21 protein-coding genes are annotated in these 20,733 nt (G+C 30.8%); 13 read left to right on the top strand and 8 right to left on the bottom strand.

From position 1 onward, the window contains the following. Window positions 1-14: 14 nt before the first annotated feature. From fsa to WH52_RS06555, 3 genes are all read left to right on the top strand, one after another. Window positions 15-668 (top strand): fructose-6-phosphate aldolase, encoded by a 654-nt coding sequence (fsa, locus tag WH52_RS06565; RefSeq protein ID WP_086030144.1) that lies wholly within the window; start codon window positions 15-17, stop codon window positions 666-668. 69 nt (window positions 669-737) lie between these two features. Beyond that, entirely contained in the window at window positions 738-2,384 is a 1,647-nt protein-coding gene (gene menD / locus WH52_RS06560) for a 2-succinyl-5-enolpyruvyl-6-hydroxy-3-cyclohexene-1-carboxylic-acid synthase (RefSeq protein ID WP_086030143.1), read from the top strand. Window position 2,385: 1 nt separating this feature from the next. Then, window positions 2,386-2,799 (top strand): S1 RNA-binding domain-containing protein, encoded by a 414-nt coding sequence (locus tag WH52_RS06555; protein WP_086030142.1) that lies wholly within the window; start codon window positions 2,386-2,388, stop codon window positions 2,797-2,799. 52 nt (window positions 2,800-2,851) lie between these two features. Here WH52_RS06555 and WH52_RS06550 read toward each other — a convergent pair whose 3' ends face one another. Then, a complete protein-coding gene (locus tag WH52_RS06550) occupies window positions 2,852-4,087 on the bottom strand; it encodes an alpha/beta hydrolase-fold protein (RefSeq protein WP_086030141.1) in 1,236 nt (411 codons plus the stop codon). A gap of 91 nt (window positions 4,088-4,178) precedes the next feature. Between WH52_RS06550 and WH52_RS06545 the strand changes: the two genes are divergently transcribed. From WH52_RS06545 to ftsY, 7 genes are all read left to right on the top strand, one after another. After that, a complete protein-coding gene (locus tag WH52_RS06545; RefSeq protein ID WP_086030140.1) occupies window positions 4,179-5,018 on the top strand; it encodes a 1,4-dihydroxy-2-naphthoyl-CoA synthase in 840 nt (279 codons plus the stop codon). A gap of 111 nt (window positions 5,019-5,129) precedes the next feature. Then, window positions 5,130-5,738 carry a fumarylacetoacetate hydrolase family protein gene (locus WH52_RS06540; RefSeq protein WP_086030139.1) on the top strand — a complete coding sequence of 203 codons (609 nt, stop codon included), beginning with the start codon at window positions 5,130-5,132 and terminating at the stop codon, window positions 5,736-5,738. 42 nt (window positions 5,739-5,780) lie between these two features. Beyond that, window positions 5,781-7,028 (top strand): competence/damage-inducible protein A, encoded by a 1,248-nt coding sequence (locus WH52_RS06535; RefSeq protein ID WP_086030138.1) that lies wholly within the window; start codon window positions 5,781-5,783, stop codon window positions 7,026-7,028. Window positions 7,029-7,190: 162 nt separating this feature from the next. After that, window positions 7,191-7,430, top strand: coding sequence for a 50S ribosomal protein L28 (gene rpmB, locus WH52_RS06530; RefSeq protein ID WP_086030137.1), 240 nt, complete (start codon window positions 7,191-7,193; stop codon window positions 7,428-7,430). A gap of 27 nt (window positions 7,431-7,457) precedes the next feature. Further along, window positions 7,458-7,640: a 50S ribosomal protein L33 gene (gene rpmG, locus WH52_RS06525; protein WP_029034962.1), complete on the top strand. Its 183-nt coding sequence runs from the start codon at window positions 7,458-7,460 to the stop codon at window positions 7,638-7,640. Window positions 7,641-7,667: 27 nt separating this feature from the next. Beyond that, complete coding sequence (locus tag WH52_RS06520) at window positions 7,668-7,820, top strand: DUF4295 domain-containing protein (RefSeq protein WP_086030136.1); 153 nt, start codon at window positions 7,668-7,670, stop codon at window positions 7,818-7,820. Window positions 7,821-8,043: 223 nt separating this feature from the next. Next, window positions 8,044-8,997: a signal recognition particle-docking protein FtsY gene (gene ftsY / locus WH52_RS06515; RefSeq protein ID WP_086030135.1), complete on the top strand. Its 954-nt coding sequence runs from the start codon at window positions 8,044-8,046 to the stop codon at window positions 8,995-8,997. 255 nt (window positions 8,998-9,252) lie between these two features. Here ftsY and WH52_RS06510 read toward each other — a convergent pair whose 3' ends face one another. Then, entirely contained in the window at window positions 9,253-10,008 is a 756-nt protein-coding gene (locus WH52_RS06510; RefSeq protein ID WP_086030134.1) for a hypothetical protein, read from the bottom strand. Between the two features lie 184 nt (window positions 10,009-10,192). Between WH52_RS06510 and rimO the strand changes: the two genes are divergently transcribed. Then, complete coding sequence (gene rimO, locus WH52_RS06505; protein ID WP_086030133.1) at window positions 10,193-11,545, top strand: 30S ribosomal protein S12 methylthiotransferase RimO; 1,353 nt, start codon at window positions 10,193-10,195, stop codon at window positions 11,543-11,545. 63 nt (window positions 11,546-11,608) lie between these two features. Here the strand turns inward: rimO and WH52_RS06500 are convergent, their stop codons facing one another. Continuing rightward, window positions 11,609-14,095, bottom strand: coding sequence for a M14 family metallopeptidase (locus WH52_RS06500; RefSeq protein ID WP_086030324.1), 2,487 nt, complete (start codon window positions 14,093-14,095; stop codon window positions 11,609-11,611). Window positions 14,096-14,251: 156 nt separating this feature from the next. On the opposite strand from WH52_RS06500, the gene WH52_RS06495 reads away from it, so the two are divergent. Together WH52_RS06495 and WH52_RS06490 are read left to right on the top strand one after the other, a co-directional pair. Beyond that, window positions 14,252-15,901 (top strand): hypothetical protein, encoded by a 1,650-nt coding sequence (locus tag WH52_RS06495; protein WP_086030132.1) that lies wholly within the window; start codon window positions 14,252-14,254, stop codon window positions 15,899-15,901. Between the two features lie 104 nt (window positions 15,902-16,005). Next, window positions 16,006-16,740, top strand: a complete 735-nt coding sequence (locus WH52_RS06490; protein WP_086030131.1) for a Dph6-related ATP pyrophosphatase — start codon at window positions 16,006-16,008, stop codon at window positions 16,738-16,740. On the opposite strand, the gene WH52_RS06485 is transcribed toward WH52_RS06490, so the two are convergent. Genes WH52_RS06485 through WH52_RS06465 form a run of 5 tightly spaced genes read right to left on the bottom strand, consistent with a single transcriptional unit; the run spans window position 16,732 to window position 20,678 of the window. Next, window positions 16,732-17,112 (bottom strand): DUF6122 family protein, encoded by a 381-nt coding sequence (locus tag WH52_RS06485; RefSeq protein ID WP_086030323.1) that lies wholly within the window; start codon window positions 17,110-17,112, stop codon window positions 16,732-16,734. The genes WH52_RS06490 and WH52_RS06485 overlap by 9 nt on opposite strands. 8 nt (window positions 17,113-17,120) lie before the next feature. After that, a complete protein-coding gene (locus WH52_RS06480; RefSeq protein ID WP_086030130.1) occupies window positions 17,121-18,608 on the bottom strand; it encodes a S10 family peptidase in 1,488 nt (495 codons plus the stop codon). 30 nt (window positions 18,609-18,638) lie between these two features. After that, complete coding sequence (locus tag WH52_RS06475) at window positions 18,639-19,400, bottom strand: TIGR02757 family protein (RefSeq protein ID WP_086030129.1); 762 nt, start codon at window positions 19,398-19,400, stop codon at window positions 18,639-18,641. A gap of 10 nt (window positions 19,401-19,410) precedes the next feature. Further along, window positions 19,411-19,962, bottom strand: coding sequence for a CPBP family intramembrane glutamic endopeptidase (locus WH52_RS06470; protein WP_086030128.1), 552 nt, complete (start codon window positions 19,960-19,962; stop codon window positions 19,411-19,413). 56 nt (window positions 19,963-20,018) lie between these two features. Continuing rightward, on the bottom strand, window positions 20,019-20,678 hold the full coding sequence (locus tag WH52_RS06465; protein WP_086030127.1) for an ABC transporter ATP-binding protein: 660 nt from the start codon (window positions 20,676-20,678) through the stop codon (window positions 20,019-20,021). Window positions 20,679-20,733 lie beyond the last annotated feature (55 nt).

Genomic DNA, 20,733 nt, shown 5'->3' with positions numbered 1-20,733 from the left:
ACAAAATATATTACATGAAATTTTTTATTGATACTGCAAACTTAGATCAGATTAGAGAAGCACAAGCTTTAGGTATTTTAGATGGAGTTACAACAAATCCATCATTAATGGCTAAAGAAGGAATTACAGGAGAAGAAAACATTATTAATCACTACAAAGCTATTTGCGAAATTGTTGATGGAGATGTTTCTGCTGAGGTAATTGCTACTGATTTTGAAGGAATGGTAAAAGAAGGAGAAGCTTTAGCAGCTTTGCACCCACAAATTGTAGTGAAATTACCAATGATTGCTGATGGAGTAAAAGCTTGTAAGTATTTTTCTGATAAAGGAATTAAAACAAACGTTACATTAGTGTTTTCAGCTGGTCAAGCTTTATTAGCGGCAAAAGCAGGAGCAACATACGTATCTCCATTTATTGGTCGTTTAGATGATATTTCTACAGATGGATTAAACTTAATAGAAGAAATCCGTACGATTTATGACAACTATATGTTTGATACAGAAATTTTAGCAGCTTCTGTTCGCCATACGATGCATATTATTGATTGTGCGAAGATTGGTGCTGATGTAATGACTGGACCTTTAAGTGCAATTTCTGGATTATTAAAGCATCCATTAACAGATATCGGTTTAGAGAAATTCTTAGCAGATTATAAAAAAGGAAACTAATCAACATAGTTGATTTTATATACTAAATGTCATTTCGTTTTCCGAGATGACATTTTTTAGCTTAAACATATGTACCCAAAAAAAGAATTAGCACAACTCGTAATTTCAGCATGTCATCAATTTGAAATTGATACCGTAGTTATTTCTCCAGGATCAAGAAACGCTCCATTAACGATAGGGTTTTCAAATCATCCTGCAATAGAAACACTAAGTGTTGTTGATGAACGATGTGCTGCTTTTTTTGCTATGGGTATCGCACAACAAAAAAGAAAACCAGTTGCCATTGTGTGTTCTTCTGGTTCTGCTTTGTTGAATTATTATCCTGCAATTGCTGAGGCTTTTTATAGCCAAATCCCATTGATTGTTATCTCTGCAGATAGACCAAAACATTTAATAGATGTTGGTGATGGACAAACTATTCGTCAAGAAAATGTGTTTGAAAATCATATTTTATATTCAGCGAATTTAGTTGAAGGAGAAACTGAGAATAATAAAGCTTTAATAACGGAAGCATTGCAAGTTTCAAAAGAGAAAATGGGACCCGTACATATCAATGTTCCTTTTGATGAGCCTTTGTATGAAACCGTAGAAGAGTTAAAAACTTTTGACTTTCCTATTACCATTGCGAATGAAACAAAGCAATCTGTAGATTTTGAAAAATTAGCTTCAATTTGGAATATTTCCACTAAAAAAATGATTTTAGTAGGAAGTAATTATCCTGATGTTGAATTGCAAGAAGTCTTAGAAAAGTATATAGAAGATGAATCTACTTTAATTTTTACTGAAACTACTTCTAATTTGTATCATTCAAAGTTTATCAATTCAATTGATAAACTCATATTTCCACTTACGAATGATGATTATAGTGAATTACAACCTGAGGTTTTAATAACTTTAGGCGGATTGGTAATTTCAAAAAAAATCAAGCAGTTTTTAAGAAAATATCAACCAAAGCATCATTGGCATATTGATAAATTACGAGCTTTTGATACTTACTTTACTTTAAACGAATTTATTGGAGAGAATCCTGTTGAGGTTTTAAATCAGTTTTTAGAGTTCACTGAGAAAGTAGATAGTAATTATCAATTTAAATGGTTACAAAAGAAGGAAGAAAGAGCTATTAAGCATCAAGAGTATTTGTTAGATTGTGAATATTCAGATTTAAAAATTTTTGAAGCTGTTCTAAAAACTATTCCAGATAATAGTCAGGTACAGATAAGTAATAGTTCTACGATCCGTTATTCACAATTATTTGATGTAAACCCAACATTAAGAATATTCTGTAACCGAGGAACGAGCGGTATTGATGGAAGTACGAGTACAGCGATTGGAGCAGCTTTTGCAGAGGATGAGCAAACTATATTTATCACAGGAGATTTAAGCTTCTTCTACGATAGTAATGCCTTATGGAATAATAATATTCCGAAGAATTTCAGAATAATTATACTGAATAATGCTGGTGGAGGGATTTTTAGATTTATTCCTGGGCCTTTAACTACAAACGCTGCAGAATATTTTGAAACTCCACATAATCTTACAGCAGAGCATTTAGCTAAAATGTATAATTTTGAATATGTCTCTGTAAAAGACAGTGTAACTTTAGAAAAAGAGCTGAACAGCTTCTATACAGAATCTGAACAGCCAAAAATAATGGAGGTGTTTACTCCAAAAGAAATTAATGATGTAGTTTTAAAGAACTACTTTAAAAACTTATAAGATGGAATTAAAGGAAGGTGATAAGGTTGATTTAATAATAGGAGTTCAAACCGCACTAGGATATACAGTGTTGATTAATGAATCTTATGAAGGATTGTTATATAATAATGAAGTCTTTAAAGATTTAGAAGAAGGGATTAGAACTGTTGGTTACATCAAAAAAATAAGGGAAGACGAAAAGATTGATGTGTCTTTACGTCCGCAAGGTTTTAGAAATGTAATCGATGAAGATGTAGATAAAGTTTTATCGAAATTAAAAGAGAAAGGTTATTTGTTATTAACAGATAAGAGTTCGCCTGAGTCTATCAAATTTCATTTACAAATGAGTAAGAAAGCTTTTAAAAAAGCTGTAGGAAATCTATATAAAAGTAAAAGAATTGAATTAGAAAAAGATAGAATAGTTTTAAAGAAATAGATATCTAATTTATAAACGAAAAAAGCTCCAGTTTAACTAGAGCTTTTTTTATTTAATTATCGTCATCTTCATTATTGTTGTCTTCTTCTGGATCTAAATTTTCTTCCTCAGCAGGTTTTTGTTTTTTCATTAAATCATTTACACGTTTAATGTTTTCGTAAAAAGCATTTGCATAAGGATCAGAAGGATCCATTTTTCCATAGGCAGCTTTATAATAAAAATCTGCTTTTTCGTAATCTTTTCCTATTTCGTAATATTTACCTACATAATAATCACCTAAATGTAATTCAGGATATTTTATCATTACAAAATCACCTAATACACGTAAATAATCTCCATTTTGTTTGTCGATTACAATACCTTCAATAGTAAAAATATCGTCTAACCTCACATTAAGGTTGTTTCCATATAAGTATTCAATATCTAAATATTTTTGTTCTAAATATTTAATAGCTTCTAAAGGTTCAAGATCTTTAACATTGGCTTCAAATTCGTACTTAGTTATTTTAGCGTATAAGGCAAACATTTTTGTGAAAGCTCTTGGTAAGGTTTCACTAATAACCGATAGTAAATTAGGTGCAGTATTAAATTCATCAAACTTAATATGTAAATTTTTTGTTTCAAAAGAAGATAAGTATGTACCTATTTGTTTGAACTTATCATTTTGTTCCTTCGGAATAAATTCCTTATTGTTACTTGCATAAATAAAGAAAGTATTATCAATATTACCTAGTCTAGATAATGAATAAGACTCTATAGTATTTAAAGCTAAATCAGAAAATTGAGGTGAAGCCAAAACGTACGAATTAAAAATTGGCTTTTCTTCCTTTAAAAAGTGAGTAATGAAATTTGCTGCTTTTCCTTCTCCAGCAATTGCCATAAAAGGTGAAGTTCTATAGGTTGCTTCTGCATACGGAATGATTTCTTTTTTTATAAAGTTGTAAAATTTCTTACCTACACTTGTTAAAGCATCATTGGAAGGTATAATAGAAACATCTTTACTGTATGTTTTTTCCATATCAATACCAATAACAATTTGTTGAGGTGCTTTATCGGTATCGGCAAAAAGCTTTGCGTTTCCAACATATAAATCAAATAAATATTGATCACCAAGAACAATAGCTATCGGGTATTTTAGTTTTTCATTCTCATCATACTTTTTCGGAATGTAGATTTTTAAATTTCTCTGAGCGCCTAATTCTTTTGAATTGTATGATTTTGTTACAATTTTTTGACTAAAAGCAACCGAGCTAATGAGTAAAACTAGTAATAAATGTAATCGTTTCATAGGGGATGTTTTGTGAGTTTCAAATATAAAAAAGAAATGTAAAGTTATTATGTTATTTTTGCTCAATATATAACGATAATATTTTGGAATTATGATAAAACCAGAGTGGAAAACCGCTAAAGAATACGAAGATATTACCTATAAAAAGAGTCATAATGTTGCAAGAATAGCTTTTAACAGACCTAATGTACGTAATGCTTTTCGTCCACATACAACTTCAGAATTGTTAGATGCATTTCACGATGCACATGAAGATACCGATATTGGAGTGGTGTTATTATCTGCTGAAGGACCTTCTACAAAAGATGGAGTTTGGAGTTTTTGTTCTGGAGGAGATCAAAATGCAAGAGGTCACCAAGGATATGTTGGTCAAGACGGTTACCACCGATTAAATATTTTAGAAGTTCAGCGTTTAATTCGTTTTATGCCAAAGGCAGTGATTTGCGTAGTTCCTGGTTGGGCAGTAGGTGGCGGACATAGTTTACATGTTACTTGCGATTTAACGTTGGCAAGTAAAGAACATGCTATTTTTAAGCAAACAGATGCTGATGTAACTTCATTCGATGCAGGATATGGATCAGCATATTTAGCAAAAATGGTAGGTCAAAAGAAAGCACGTGAAATCTTTTTCTTAGGAAGAAATTACTCAGCACAAGAAGCGTATGAAATGGGAATGGTAAATGCAGTAATTCCTCATGATGAATTAGAACAAACTGCTTTTGATTGGGCACAAGAAATATTAGCAAAATCACCAACGTCGATTAAAATGTTAAAGTTCGCAATGAACTTAACTGATGACGGAATGGTAGGTCAACAAGTTTTTGCAGGAGAAGTAACACGTTTAGCATATATGACAGATGAAGCAAAAGAAGGTCGTGATGCATTTTTAGAAAAACGTAAGCCAAACTTCCCAAAGAAGTGGATTCCATAGATAATTAACCTTGTCATTACGAGCAGACATTGAGCGTAGTCGAAATGGAAGCAAAGTAATCTCTTTAAAGATTGCTTCACTTTGTTCGTAATGACGTCTTGTTTTTATAGAATGAAAATAATTTGTATTGGTCGCAATTATGCGAAACATATAGAAGAGTTAGCTAACGAAAAACCAGAGAATCCGGTAGTGTTTTTAAAGCCAGATTCTGCTATTCTTCCTAAAAAAATGCCTTTTTTTATTCCACCTTTTTCAAATGATGTGCATTATGAAGTTGAGGTGTTAGTTAAAATAAATAAGGTTGGTAAACATATCTCACCAAAGTTTGCACACAAGTATTATGATACTATAGGTTTAGGAATTGATTTTACAGCTCGTGATGTACAAGCAAAATGTAAAGAAAAAGGATTGCCATGGGAAAAAGCCAAAGCTTTTGATGGTAGTGCTATTGTTGGTGAATTTTTTCCAAAAGAAGAATTTGACTTGGAAAATTTATCATTCCAATTACAGAAGAATGAGGAAGTAGTTCAAGATGGAAATACTTCAAACATGTTATGGAAGATTGATGAATTGATAAGTTACGTATCTCAATATTTTACGTTAAAAAAAGGAGATTTAATTTTTACAGGAACACCTGCAGGTGTAGGTAAGGTTGAAGAGAACGATATTTTAACAGGGGTTATAGAAAGTAAACAAGCTTTTCAAATTAAAGTGAAGTAAATAAATATCCCGCTTAGGCGGGATTCTTTTTTAAAAAGAATTATGAACGCAGAAATAATAACCATTGGAGATGAGATACTTATTGGGCAAATTGTTGACACAAATTCACAATGGATTGGTCAAGAGCTAAATAAAATAGGTGTTTCGGTATATCAAATTTCTTCTATTCAAGATGAAAGACAGCATATATTGAATGCTTTAAAAGAAGCCGAAAGTAGAGCAGATATTGTTATTGTAACTGGTGGCTTAGGTCCTACTAAAGATGATATTACTAAAAAAACAATTGCTGAATATTTTAGTGATAATGAAATAATTGAATATCCAGAAGTTATTGAGCATATAAAACAGTTGTTTAGTAAGGTAAATCATCCATTTAACGAGGTACAACGCTATCAAGCACAGCTACCCTCGAAAGCAAGCTTGTTAATGAATCGATTTGGTACTGCTCCTGGTATGTGGTTTTATGAGAATAATACTGTGTTTGTTTCATTACCTGGAGTTCCTTACGAAATGAAAGGATTAATGACATACGAAGTATTGCCAAGGGTACAAAAGCAGTTTCAACTTCCATATATCACTCATAAAACTATTGTTACATTAGGTACAGGAGAAAGTGTAATTGCTGAACGAATTTCCGATTGGGAAGATGCACTCCCTTCTTATATAAAATTAGCGTATTTGCCATCTTTTGGTAAAGTCCGATTGCGTTTAACAGCCAAAGGAACTAATAAAGAAGTTTTAGAAAATGAGTTGAACAATCAACTTAAAAACTTAGAGCCATTAATTGCTGATATTTCAGTAGGACACGAATTAGATGCCTCTATAGAAAAGAAAGTAGGAGAGTTATTAAAAGAACAAGGAAAAACTTTATGTACAGCTGAAAGTTTAACAGGAGGAAAAATAGCAGCTACTTTGGTGTCTATACCTGGTTCTTCATCGTATTATCAAGGAAGTTTTATAACATATACTGCTGAGCTTAAAGAAAAGTTATTAGGTGTTTCTTCCGAAGTTATAAAAGAGCATACAGTTGTAAGTAAAGAAGTAGCTAGTGAAATGGCAGTGGGCGCGATAGAAAAATTACAAACAGATTATGCAATTGCAGTTACAGGAAACGCAGGCCCTACTACTGATAATAACGATAAAAGTGTAGGTTTGGTTTTTATTGCTATTGCTAGTAAAAAAGGAGTAGAAGTACATGAGTTTAATTTTGGGCAGCCAAGAGAAAAAGTGATTAATAGAACGGTAAATAAATCTTTACAGCTTTTGCAAGATTTATTACTAAAAAAGTAGTAATTTTGCAGCCGTTATGCTTCCAAATAGGTTAGATGCTTAGCCTAGTCGATAATCAGGTTAAAATAATTAAAAAATTAATCGAGAATATTTTTGTGCAATAAAATATTATGCATAAATTTGCACCTCGTTTAGAAATAACACTATAAAACTGTCAAGAAGATGTCTAGAGTTTGTGAATTAACAGGAAAAAAAGCGATGGTAGGTAACAACGTATCTCACGCTTTAAACAGAACTAAAAGAAAATTTAACGCTAACTTAATGACCAAGCGTTTTTATATTCCAGAAGAAGATAAGTGGATTACTTTAAAAATATCTGCTTCTGCATTAAAAAATATTAATAAAAAAGGAATCTCTGCAGTTCTTAAAGAAGCTAGAGAAAAAGGTTTCTTAACTAAGTAATTCCTTACTAGATAAAATTTTAGAGAGATGGCAAAAAAAGGAAACAGAGTTCAAGTTATATTAGAGTGTACTGAGCACAAAGCGACTGGTAAACCAGGAACTTCTCGTTATATCACAACAAAGAACAAAAAGAATACTCCTGATAGAATGGAATTAAAGAAATTTAATCCAATCTTAAAGAAGATGACAGTTCATAAAGAAATTAAATAATTAGCTACGGCGTAAATTTTATATAAAATGGCAAAGAAATCAGTAGCAACGTTACAAACAGGTTCGAAAAGATTAACTAAAGCTATCAAAATGGTAAAGTCTCCAAAATCAGGAGCTTATACATTTGTTGAAGCTATTATGGATCCTACACAAGTAAACGACTTTTTAGCTAAAAAGTAATTCTTGTATACAGTTTAAAGAAAAGCTACTTTCTAATGAGAGTAGCTTTTTTTATGTTTTAAAAAACTGTATTTTTGGGCATTACCCTTTGGGGCGGGCTTTACACGCTACATGGTAGCTAGCTGCAATCCCTAACGCAAATATAAAGGTTAAATGACAATTTGACTGTATTTAAAAAATGGTACAATTTTTAACGTATACCAAACGATTATAAAAGTTAAGAATGAGTTTTTTTAAAAAAATCTTTTCAAAAGAAAAAAAAGAAACCTTAGACAAAGGTTTAGAAAAATCCAAAACAAGTTTTTTCTCAAAATTATCAAAAGCGGTAGCTGGTAAAGCTAAGGTTGATGATGATGTACTAGATAATTTAGAAGAAGTTTTGGTTTCTTCAGACGTAGGAGTAGATACTACCTTAAAAATTATAGATAGAATAGAAGAACGTGTTGCTCGTGATAAGTATTTAGGAACTGATGAATTAAATCAAATACTTAGAGAAGAAATTGCAGGATTACTTTCTGAAACCAATACAGGAGACGAAACTGATTTTACCATTCCAAAGAATACCAAACCCTATGTGTTAATGGTAGTAGGAGTAAATGGAGTTGGAAAAACAACTACTATTGGTAAGTTAGCTTCTCAATTTAAAAAGAAAGGCTTAAAGGTAGTTTTAGGAGCGGCTGATACGTTTAGAGCAGCAGCAATTGATCAATTACAAGTTTGGGCAGATAGAACAGATGTTCCTATTGTGCGTCAAGAAATGGGATCTGATCCGGCATCGGTAGCTTTTGATACAGTACAATCAGGAATTAACCAAAATGCAGATGTTATTATCATAGATACAGCAGGACGTTTACACAATAAAGTAAACTTAATGAATGAATTGTCTAAGATTAAACGAGTAATGCAAAAAGTAGTGCCAGATGCACCACATGATGTATTATTAGTGTTAGATGGTTCTACAGGACAAAATGCCTTCGAACAAGCAAAACAATTTACCAAAGCAACAGAAGTAACCTCATTAGCAGTAACCAAATTAGACGGAACAGCAAAAGGAGGAGTTGTAATTGGTATTTCAGATCAGTTTCAAATACCTGTAAAGTATATTGGAGTTGGAGAAGGAATAGACGACTTACAAGTTTTCAATAAACACGAGTTTGTAGATTCATTTTTTAAATAAGAAGCTACAGTTTGATATATAAAAAAGCTTCACTATTTATTTAGTGGAGTTTTTTTTTTATGGCTTTTTCAAATGTTTAGCTATCGGTTTGGCTAAGCTTAATGTCAGCTAATTATCGGACTAGCCACTTAGCTTAGACTTATTTTATGATTTTTATTTATTAGCTTAAAACCAATCAAATAAGTTTAATCAGACAAAATAAATAAGAACTAAACTTCAAGAAAACCTAAAATCTCACATTAAGTTTAGCCGTTGTTACATGCTTTCGTTTAATTCTCTAAAATCTAAAGGAAATGGATAGTAAGTTGGGTATTTATTTAACATTATCGGTGCCTTTTCGAGTTTTTTGATATATTCATTATAATATTTAAAATTAGTTATTTCACTAACTTCCATGATTCTATTAGGGTTATCAATACTCAAGACAAAACCAAAAGGAGGATAAGTGAATTCACATATAACTCCATGTTTGTTAGTAAAAGAAAACTTTCCGTTTTTGATTTGTCCCTCATTATTCAAATACATATAAATTCGATACCTGTTAGGTAGTAGATTAGATTCTTTGTCTTTTATGAAGTCTAATAATTCAGGATAGCTTTCTGTAAACTCAGGAGAGTTAGCACTCACAAAAATTGCGATTATTTGTTTCAAAAAATATAAATGATTAATATCTGAAATATCAAACTGGAAGCATTTCACTTTTGAATGTTTTTCTTCTGAGATTATAGACATTGCTATATGTGAAAACTTTTTATATTCATTTACATAATTAGCTCCTAATTGATTATTACATTCAATACATAGAGAATATTCACCAATTCCTCCTTGTTTTATCTTTCCTTTATATTTGAAATCCTCTTTTAAGAAATTTTCAAGATTTTGATAGTATTTAGACGAAGGAATGGATTGCCATCTTCCTTTATTAAAAGATGATCTTGGAGGTATATGTTCAAATGATAATTCTTTTTCCTCTTTACAAATTCGGCAAATTCCTTTAATCTTCTTTTTCAATATTTAATTAAGTGGTTAAGATTGCATGTAACGTATTTTCGAATATGTGCCGTTTCAATGGCTTATATTCACCGATAGTGAAGTTATCGAAAACAAGCTTAAAAATCAAACTAAATTTTCACAATTTAAACCATATAAAAAGCTGAATTAAAACGTATCTTTGCACACCGATTTTTTTTAAGATATGCGCACAAAAACAACAAAACAGAATAAGATTAATGTAGTTACTTTAGGATGTTCTAAAAACGTTTACGATAGTGAAGTATTAATGGGGCAACTAAAAGCGAACGGAAAGAATGTTGTTCATGAAGATGAAAATGATGATGGTAACATCGTTGTAATAAATACTTGTGGGTTTATTGGTAAGGCAAAAGAAGAAAGTGTTGATACCATTTTACATTATGCGCAAAAAAAGGAGCGAGGAGAAGTAGATAAAGTATTTGTTTCTGGTTGTTTAAGTGAACGTTATAAGCCAGATTTAGAAGCTGAGATAAAAAATGTAGATCAATATTTTGGTACGCATGATTTACCAGAATTATTAAAGGTTTTAGAAGCTGATTATAAGCATGAATTAATTGGTGAACGTTTAACGACTACGCCAAAACATTATGCCTATTTAAAAATTGCAGAAGGTTGTGACCGTCCTTGTTCGTTTTGTGCAATACCATTAATGAGAGGGAAACACAAGTCAACTCCAATAGAAGATTTAGTTACGGAAGCTAAGAAGTTAGCAGAAAAAGGAATTAAAGAAATCATGTTGATTGCTCAAGATTTAACCTATTATGGTTTAGATCTGTACAAAAAAAGAGCCTTAGCAGATTTATTAAAAGAGTTAGTAAAAGTAGAAGGTATAGAGTGGATTCGTTTGCACTATGCATTCCCTTCAGGATTTCCAATGGATGTATTAGATGTAATGAAAGAAGAACCTAAAGTGTGTAACTATTTAGATATTCCTTTACAGCATATCAATACAGAAATTTTAAAATCAATGAAACGTGGTACAACCCATGAAAAAACTACGGCATTGATTCATAAGTTTAGAGAATACGTACCTAATATGGCAATCAGAACAACGTTGATTGTTGGATACCCTGGTGAAACGGAAGAGCAGTTTCAAGAAATGAAAGATTGGGTAGAAGAAATGCGTTTTGAACGTTTAGGAGCTTTTGAATATTCTCATGAAGAAAATACGGGGGCATATGCTTTGGAAGATGACGTACCAGCAGATGTGAAGTTTAGAAGAGTAAATGAAATTATGGAAGTTCAATCGCAAATATCTTGGGAATTAAATCAAGAAAAGATTGGAAAAACCTTCCGTTGTTTATTTGATAGAAAAGATGGAGAATATTACTACGGACGTACAGAATTTGATTCACCAGATGTAGATAACGATGTGATTGTAGATGCTCGCGAGCATTATATTAAACTAGGAGAGTTTATTGATATTGAAATATACGATGCTGGTGATTTCGATTTATACGGAACTCCGCTGGTAAAACAAGAAAGACCTGTTCCTATGAATCAAAGGAATAAATAAAAATACAAAATAAAAAAATCCTGCATTAGCAGGATTTTTTTATTTTGTTATGTGAAATATGGTTTACTTTTTTATTACAGATGAGTTTCTAAAGAAAACTGCATTGGCAAAAAATAATTTTCCGTTTTCCCAAAAAGAACGGAATAGTGGATTGTCTACCATATAAATAATACTACCGCGCCCAATTTGTTCTTCTCCGAATAATAGTGATTTAGGAATGTTTTTCAATGCTTTCTTACCGGCAAAACCAGATATGTTTTTCGCATCTTTTGTGAAATAAGCTACATTTCCTCCTTTTTTAAGATAGTTATAGCTTGTGTTTCCTAGTTTTAAAGAAAAATACGTGTCGTCATAGCCAAAAGCTAACGGATGCGTAGCATCTACCTTACTCTTAAAGATAGCTCCAGTAATTAAGTTGTTGGTACTTTCTCTTTCTAATTGTGCATACGGAGTTAAATTTGCTTTTTTAACCTTAGTGGTATCTCCTTTTTTTGTTTTTAATGCGAATTGTTTTTTATCTGCGAAACTGCGTAAAGCATTACCAATAACAACTGTAGTACCCCCTGAACTTATCCATTTTTTTATTTTAGTCAAAGCTCCTTTATTTAAAATACTTCCATAATATCCATTCGGAATAATTAAAACATCGTAGTTATTTAAGTTAATTTGACCTAGCCTTTCTGAATCTAAAATAGTTATTGGGTATTTTAATTGTTGCTCAAAAAAGTGCCAAATTTCCCCAAAACTTAGTGATGAAGTCCCTTTTCCTGATAAAACCGCAACTTTTTGTTTATTGATTGGTTTCACACTATACGAACCAAAATCAACCCCAGAACTTACAAAACCAGTATTAACAGGATTAATTTCACGGTTGTTATCATTAGCAATAGCAATCAGTTTTGCATCAAAATCTTTTACAGTTTTATTATCATGTCTTAAAATGATTAAGCTTCCTCTTTTATAAGATTTTCCTCCAACTGAAAACGGTTTTTCAGAAAAACGCACTTTAATGTTTTTTTGAAGAAGTTCTGCCAAGAAAGTAGCATCCTCTAAACTATTCCATTTTGAAATGTAAGCATAAGACGATGGAGATACGGTGTTATTTTTCTTTTGAATCTTGTTCTTTTTTTCAGAAGCAATTTTGTTTTTAGAAGCGATTGCTTTTAAACCGTGCGCATATGGTAAAGCCCAAGCTGTGATATCGTATGTTAATGAATCTGCTAATTTAGTGTTTGGTTCAAATAGTGCTTTAACCATTTTTCCTTTTGGTTGATCTGTATGAATTACCAAATCTTTAGCAGTTGTTTGCATACTTCCTTTTTTAGAAGTAGTATAATCGAACCCTGAAACCTTAGCAGGTTTAGCGTAATTATATGCAATTTCATGCTTGTCTAACAATTCAGTTAAACGATTAATTTTATCGTCATTTGTGTTTTTTAATACATAACTTTTATAGGTTAAGTTTTTATTTTCGAAAAACTTTTTGAATTCACTATTTAGTTTTTCCGCATTTTTAGAAGCTATTTCAATAGTAGAAAGTCCTGTTGTATTATGATGTTTTACACGATCTACTAAAGTAAGTTCGTAACCATGGTCAGTATCTATTCCAAGACCTGCCATTCCGTGACCCGCTTGTTCATAAGTCATTCCGATAGCTCCCATAAAAGTAGGGTAGGTATCTCCGTAACTTGGATATAATAAATCAAAACTCTCTTTAGTAAAATACAACCAATTGTTTCTGTCGAAATGTTTTGCATGATTTTTTCCTATTTGAGTTTGAAAATCACGTTGCCAATCGGAAATAATTTCATGAAATGGTTCAGCTGCTGGAGCAAAATAATATGGATTGTTGATGTACTGCTCATGAAAATCTACATGAATATGAGGTAACCATTTGTTATATACTTTTAAACGTTGTTGAGTTTCTACTTGAGTTGCCCAAGCCCAATCTCTGTTTAAATCAAAAAGGTAATGATTTGGTCTACCCGTAGGCCATGGATCTCTATGTTCTTTAGCTTCTTGATTGGTATTATATGGTGAACTACTTACTTGATTGTACCAGTTTACATAGCGATCTCTTCCATCAGGGTTTACTGCTGGGTCTATAATAACAAGTGTGTTTTCTAAATAACTTTTTTTATTGGTAACCAATTCATACAAAGTTTGCATTGCAGCTTCTGTACTCGAAGCTTCGTTACCATGAACATTATAACTTAACCAAACAATGGCAATATTATTATCTTTTTTAATGTTGTTAGAAATTCCTGCTTGTGCTAAATTGTTTTGTCTAATTTGTTCTAGATTGTCAATGTTTTTTTGAGAAGAGACAAAGGCAACGTTCAAAGGACGATGTTCGTTGGTTTCTCCATATTTTTCGAGAATCACATTGTTTAAATTTTTACTAACATAGTTAAAATAGTCTATTACTTTATGATGTCTGGTAAAGCGTTCTCCTAATTTATAACCTAAAAACTCTTCTGGAGATTTAATTTTTTGAGCAAAGAGTGTAATATTTATTGTTAAAAAAAGGAGCAATAATTTGTATTTCATTGTAATTAATTTGATAGCTGTGTAAATGTAAAAAAATAAAAAAAACATTTTGGTTTGAAATGTTTGTTAATACAAGAAAAAACCTCAAGTTTTATTAAAAAGGAAATCGATAAATAAAAAAAACTTAAATTTGATAGAACTCAAATATTATAAGCTATGAGGTTTTTTTTAAGTGTATTTTTCTACGTTTTTGTGGCTACTACTTGGTGTCACAGTCAAAGTTTTGATAGTTTAATTCAAGAAATTTCAACAGGTCTTCAAACAGTTGAAACTTCTAAAAGCTCATTTGCACAAAGTTTAATTGTTCAAGAAGTTCCAGTTGTTGAAGTGAGTGTAAAAGAGATTTCAAAAAAAGGAAAAGAAACTATTAAAAAATATCAATTCAATTTTGCAGATATCGATGCAAATACTGTTCATTATAAAACATCTAAAGATGCTATAAAAGTTATTGTAAACACTAAGAAGAATCAAAAATTACTAAAAGAAACGGTTAATTCAGAAAAAGTTAGTTATCAAAAACAATTTAATCTTATAGCTAAAGATATTAGTAATGCTAGAGAATTGGTTTCTTCCATCAAAAAAATAATTAAAGTATCGGATAAAATTACTGAAAGTAAATTGTCTTTAACGTCTTATGATGATCGATTAGATTGGTTAATTAAGAATGTAAAAAACGTAACTTCTCCTAAAGCTAAGTTCGTACAAAATTTGGCAGAGAATAAAGAACATCCTGCGAGTGTTATTTTTACTAAGACAGTAGAGAATAAAAAAGGATCTATTCAAAAGAAGTATGCTTTTAACTTGTCTAAAATTAATTCAAATTCTATTGAGTTTAAAACGAAAGGAAGCAACTTAGTGGTAAGTTTTTACACAAAAAGAAAACTTAAAATGATTAAGGTAAGTGAAAATGGAACGCAAAAGAATTACTCGAATTTATTAGATATTGAATGCAATTCCATAGAAGAAGCAAGACAGATTCAAAGAGTATTACAAGACATTGTTCCGCTTGCTGAAAAAGAATTTGAAGTTAGTATTCCTAAAATAAAGTCATTGGTTGAAGGAATAGAAATTTTGAATAAAAAATCTTTGAAAATAAATACAGATAAAACAGAGATTAGTCAAAAAATAACAGGAGATTGTTTGATTGATTTTACCCAAGTTCTTACTACTGAAAAAAAGAAAACAGATTACGAATATCAGTTCAATTTTAAAGATATAAACAAACAGAGTATCGATATTGCTATATCAGGTAGAAAGGTATTTGTTCCTTTTAAAACAAAAGCAAAGAGTAATTTTATTAAACAGCTAAAAGATGGAGAACTAAACTATGTTAACAAAATAAGTTTGGCTTGTAATTCGGTAGGAGATGCTATTATTTGTAAGAGTGTTTTACAACAAATGGTAGATTTTTGTAAAGATGAACCTATAAAAACACTTCTAACATTTAACAGTTTAATAGCAGAAATTAAAGAAGTAGATTATGGAAATGTAAGTTACAATCAAAAGCTTGAAAAATTAGATGACGGTATTGTAAAACTTACTGTTTTAAAAAGAACAAGTAAAAAAGAAGAAGAAAATATACAAGAGTTTAAACTGTCGGATATTGACCCGAACTCTATAAAAATGAAGGTTTCTAGTAAAAAAGTTTTGGTAGATTTTTCAACTAATTATCAAGAGAAAATTATTAAAACCTACAAAGACGGACAAATAAAAAATTACACAAACAAAGTATCTGTTTATTGTAATTCTATAGAAAATGCTAGAAAAATAACAACAATTTTAAAAGAGTTGACTAAAGATAATTAGTTTAAAAGTGTCATAGAATAAGTAGAACGTTTATTTTAGCAAGCATAAATTCAGCGGAAGTGTTTTTATACATAAACACTTCTACATGGTAAAAAGTAGTAGGATTGAAAAAAGCTTATTTTAATTGGAGTTCTGGTAAAGATTCTTCATTAGCGCTGTATAAAGTATTACAATACAAAGAATACCAGGTAGATAAATTAATAACCAATATTAATAAAGACTATCAACGAGTTTCTATGCATGGTTTGCACGAAAGTTTGTTAGAAGCTCAAGCTAAAAGTATTGGAATTGCCTTAGAAAAAATAGAATTTCCTGCTGATGTTACCATGGATTTGTACAATCAAAAAATGAAAGAGAAAACTTCAGAATTGCAATTGCAAGGATATGAACATGCAGTTTTTGGAGATATTTTCTTAGAAGATTTACGTAATTATCGAGATTCAAAATTAAAGGAAGTTGGTATAGCAGGAGTATATCCACTTTGGAAAAAGGATACAAAGAAACTATTGTACGAATTTTTAGAATTAGGGTTTAAAACTATTACTGTGTGTGTCAATGCTAAATTATTGGGAGAAGAATTTGTAGGTAGAATTATAGATGAAGACTTCATTAAAGATTTACCAGAAAACATTGATGTTTGTGGAGAAAATGGAGAGTTTCACACGTTTTGTTATGATGGACCAATTTTTAAAACTCCAATCAAATTTGAAATAGGAGAGAAGGTAAAAAGATCGTATACTCTAAATAAAGACGATTCTCAAAACTGCCATACTTCAACAAAAGAAAAAGTTAAGAGCTATGATACTAGCTTTTGGTATTGTGATTTGCACCTAAAATAAACTACTGACATTTTCTAAAATATCTTTAATAGGGCTATTTTCTAAACAACTTTTACAAGTATTATACATAAATAAACAATCTATAAAATCGGTAAGCATGTGTAGTAGCAAACCAATGCTGATGATGTTAAAAGGTTTCTTAAAGAAAAGTAGAAAAACATATACTACAATAGCATAAACTGTGTGTAGAGGATGAAAACCAATACTACACCTATTTGGAGCAAAAATAGGTGTAGCAAGTAAGTGATCTAAATCTACAAGCATGGTAGCCAGCAGAATTAAACTCACTTTTTTCCAATCTTTTTTAAAGAAAATATAGGCTAAGAGTATTGGAAATCCAAAGTGTAAAAAATAATGAACAAAGGTTTGCATTACCAAGATTAGTATTTAGCAGGTCCTATATTCTTTGAACTATTCTTAATAAACTCTCTTAAGTCGTCGTTCGCTTTTTCTAAATCTATCTTTCTTAAATACATCATGTGTCCGCTTCTGTAACCTTTAAAACTTAAACGGTTTTTTAGTTTTCCGCTAGGATCAATTTTTCCCAGAGTATATTTTGCTGCGGAATACGTTGTAGCCCCATCGTAGTAACCTGATTGTACTAATACATTTAAATACGGATTTTGAGCCATAGCTTTACGAAGATTTTCGCGAGCATTATTTTTGCTAAAATCCCAAGGATGAACAGCACCAAACATATTATATTTTACATCTGTTTTAAAGTTTAATACATTTTGAATATAATAATTGATAGCTGGAGTAAAAGAATGCAACCAAGAAACTAATTCAGGGCTATAATCTGGTGAATCACCAGTTTCTCTTCTATCCAACCCTAAATATCTACTATCTAAACGACCAATAGTTTTTCCGTTAGCATCTCGTAATAATTCTTTCCAAAAATACCTATTAGGAACTTCTAAATTATGTTGTAAAATAACCTGCTTTTTTAATCCGGAATAATACGCCATTTTTTCTGCAACAGCATTTTTTTCAGCAGAAGAAATATAACCGCCTTTTGCTAATGCTGGTAATAAAGTATTGATTGAAAATTGCTCAGCTTTTGGTAAAATATCTAGTAAATCTTGCTGCTGTAATTTTTTGGGTAACATTTTATGATACCATGCAGCAGCAGTAAAATAAGGGAAGTTTATAGCATAATCTTCAGAACTTTTTGTTCTTAATAATTGATAATCGGCAGGAGAAACCATAATAACTCCGTTTAAATACATCCATTGTTTGCTTTGTAATTCGTAAGCAAGCTGCATAACACGAGTTCCTCCGTAACTTTCACCAATAATATATTTGGGTGAATTCCATCGGTTGTTTCTAGTAATAAACATGTTTAACCAATCAGCTAAATATTTAGCATCGGCATTAATTCCGAAGAAATATTTTTTATCAACTTTCTTTTTAGGTTGCACAATTGGTCGAGAGTAAGCTGTGTTTACTGGGTTTACAAAAACAATATCTGCAACATCTAAAATAGAATAAGGATTGTCTTTGATTCCATAAGGTTGAACAGGATTTCCTTCATCATCAATCTTTAATATTTTTGGACCTGTATAAGCAATGTGCATCCAAACAGAGGCAGAACCTGGTCCGCCATTAAAAGACATTATCAAAGGTCTTTTTTCTCTATTAGTAACATCTGTTCTATAATAATATGTATAAAAAAGTGTTGCTTTTGGATTTCCTTTAGCATCGTAAACCGGCTGTGTACCTGTTTGAGCTTTGTATGAAATTCGTTTTCCTTTAATAACAACAGTGTTATTTGTAACTACTGTAGTGTCTAACGGAACTCGAATGTCTTGCGAAAATATTTGTAGGCTAATAAATAGAAATGCGATTACGAAAATTTGTTTTTTCATTATGGTTGTTTGATTTGAAGTTTAAAAATATCAAAACTTCTCAAAAACACCTAATCCGAAGAGTGCATAATCGTATTTAACAGGATCGTTTTTATCAAACTCACGAAGAATTATATCTAATTCTTCAATGGCTTTCCAATCGTTTTGTTTACGTTTTAATATTTGAAGTTTTCTAGCAATATTACCAGTATGAACATCTAGCGGACAATGTAAATTAGCAGGTGAATGTGTTTTCCAAATTCCAAAATCTACACCAGAAGTATTGTCACGAACCATCCAGCGTAAAAACATGTTAATTCGTTTAGACGCTGAACCTTTTACAGGATCGGAAACATGCTTTAAAGTTCTGTCTAAATGTGGAATTTCAAAAAATAATTTCTTAAAATTATGAATAGCTAATTTGTAATTATCCTCTTGTTTAGGATGTAAAGCAGCTTCTAAACCGTTATGATTTGTATAAATGTTTTGGAGTGATTTAACGAAAAATTTAAAATCTTCAGCATTAAAAGTGCGGTGAACAAATCCGTCGAAATTACTCAAATCCTCTTCAGAATGATTCATTATAAAATCATGAGGAGCATTGTCCATTAACTGAACCATTTTAGTGGCATTATTTATAATCATTTTTCGATTACCCCATGCAATAGTTGCGGCTAAAAATCCTGAAATTTCAATATCTTCTTTTTTAGAAAACTGATGTGGAATTTGAATAGGATCGCTAGAAATAAAATCTAACGTGTTGTATTTCTGTTCCTTTTCGTCTAAAAATTCTTTGAGTTCGCTTCTTTTCACGTATTAGTATTTATGTTAAATCGCTAGCAAAGGTAATTAACATGAAGAAAGCATTATAGCAAGCATGTAATAAAATACTCCAAACTAAACCGAATTTAACTCTTATAAAGCCTAAATAACCTCCTAAAATTATTTGCGGAGCTACTAATATTGGTGCTAAAAGTAAAACGTTAGTTGTAATTTTAAAGTTTGTTAAATGTACTAATCCGAAAATTATAGCAAATACATAAAACGAAATTTTAAACGTTTTTTTATCATCGAAAAGAGTGATAGGAGCTCTAAATATTAATTCTTCAATTAAAGGTGCAGCAATTACAGCTAGAAGAAAAATTGCAATTTTTGGCATGCTATTCATTAACTCTTCCATAGCATGATCGTTCATATTTACCCACCCTAAATGTTCAATAAGAAAAAATAGTGGTGTTAAGACCGCTCCAGTAATAATACTAATGACAAATAGATGAAAGAATTTTTTAAATCGATATCCTGTATTTGTATTTGTATCTTTTTCTAAAACAGGATTTTTTAAATAGCTTATAAGTTCGTTAAAAGTTTCTTGCATTTGAGATTGGTTATTATTCTTTATATAAGTAGTAAAGAAATATAAAACGTTACATTTTAGATAATAATACCGTCTTTCATTGTTAATTTTCGATCAGCCATATCTGCTAATTCTTGATTGTGAGTAACCAATACAAAGGTTTGATTAAACTGATCTCTTAGTTTAAAAAACAACTCATGAAGTTCTTTGGCGGAAGCAGAATCTAAATTACCAGAAGGTTCGTCGGCAAAAACAACTGCTGGTTTGTTGATTAATGCTCTGGCTACAGCTACTCGTTGTTGCTCACCACCCGATAACTGACTTGGTTTGTGATTCTCTCTATGTGAAAGACCTAAGAAAGAAAGTAATTCTTTAGCTCTTTTTTCTGTTTCAGATTTTGATTTTCCACCAATAAAGGCTGGAATACAAACATTTTCCAACGCTGTAAATTCTGGTAATAATTGATGAAATTGAAAAATGAATCCGATATGTTTGTTTCTAAAAGCAGAAACTTCTTTGTCGCTTAAATCTTTTACTGAAATTCCGTTAAGAAATAATTCGTAATCTTGTTGTTTTAAAGGTTTATCTAAAGTTCCTAAGATTTGTAATAAAGTAGTTTTTCCTGCTCCAGAAGGACCAACTATAGCAACAATTTCTCCTTTTTTAATATGAAGATTTACACCTTTTAAAATTTCTACTTCTCCGTAGTGTTTATGAATATTTTTAGCAACAATCATCGTGAATATTTCAGTATAACGAAAGTATAAAAAAGAAATCAGATAAATCTACAGA

This window comes from Tenacibaculum holothuriorum, assembly GCF_002120225.1.
Lineage (GTDB): Bacteria > Bacteroidota > Bacteroidia > Flavobacteriales > Flavobacteriaceae > Polaribacter > Polaribacter holothuriorum.
The sequence above is the reverse complement of the archived record's forward strand: the minus strand, read 5'-3'. Positions and strand labels throughout refer to the sequence as shown.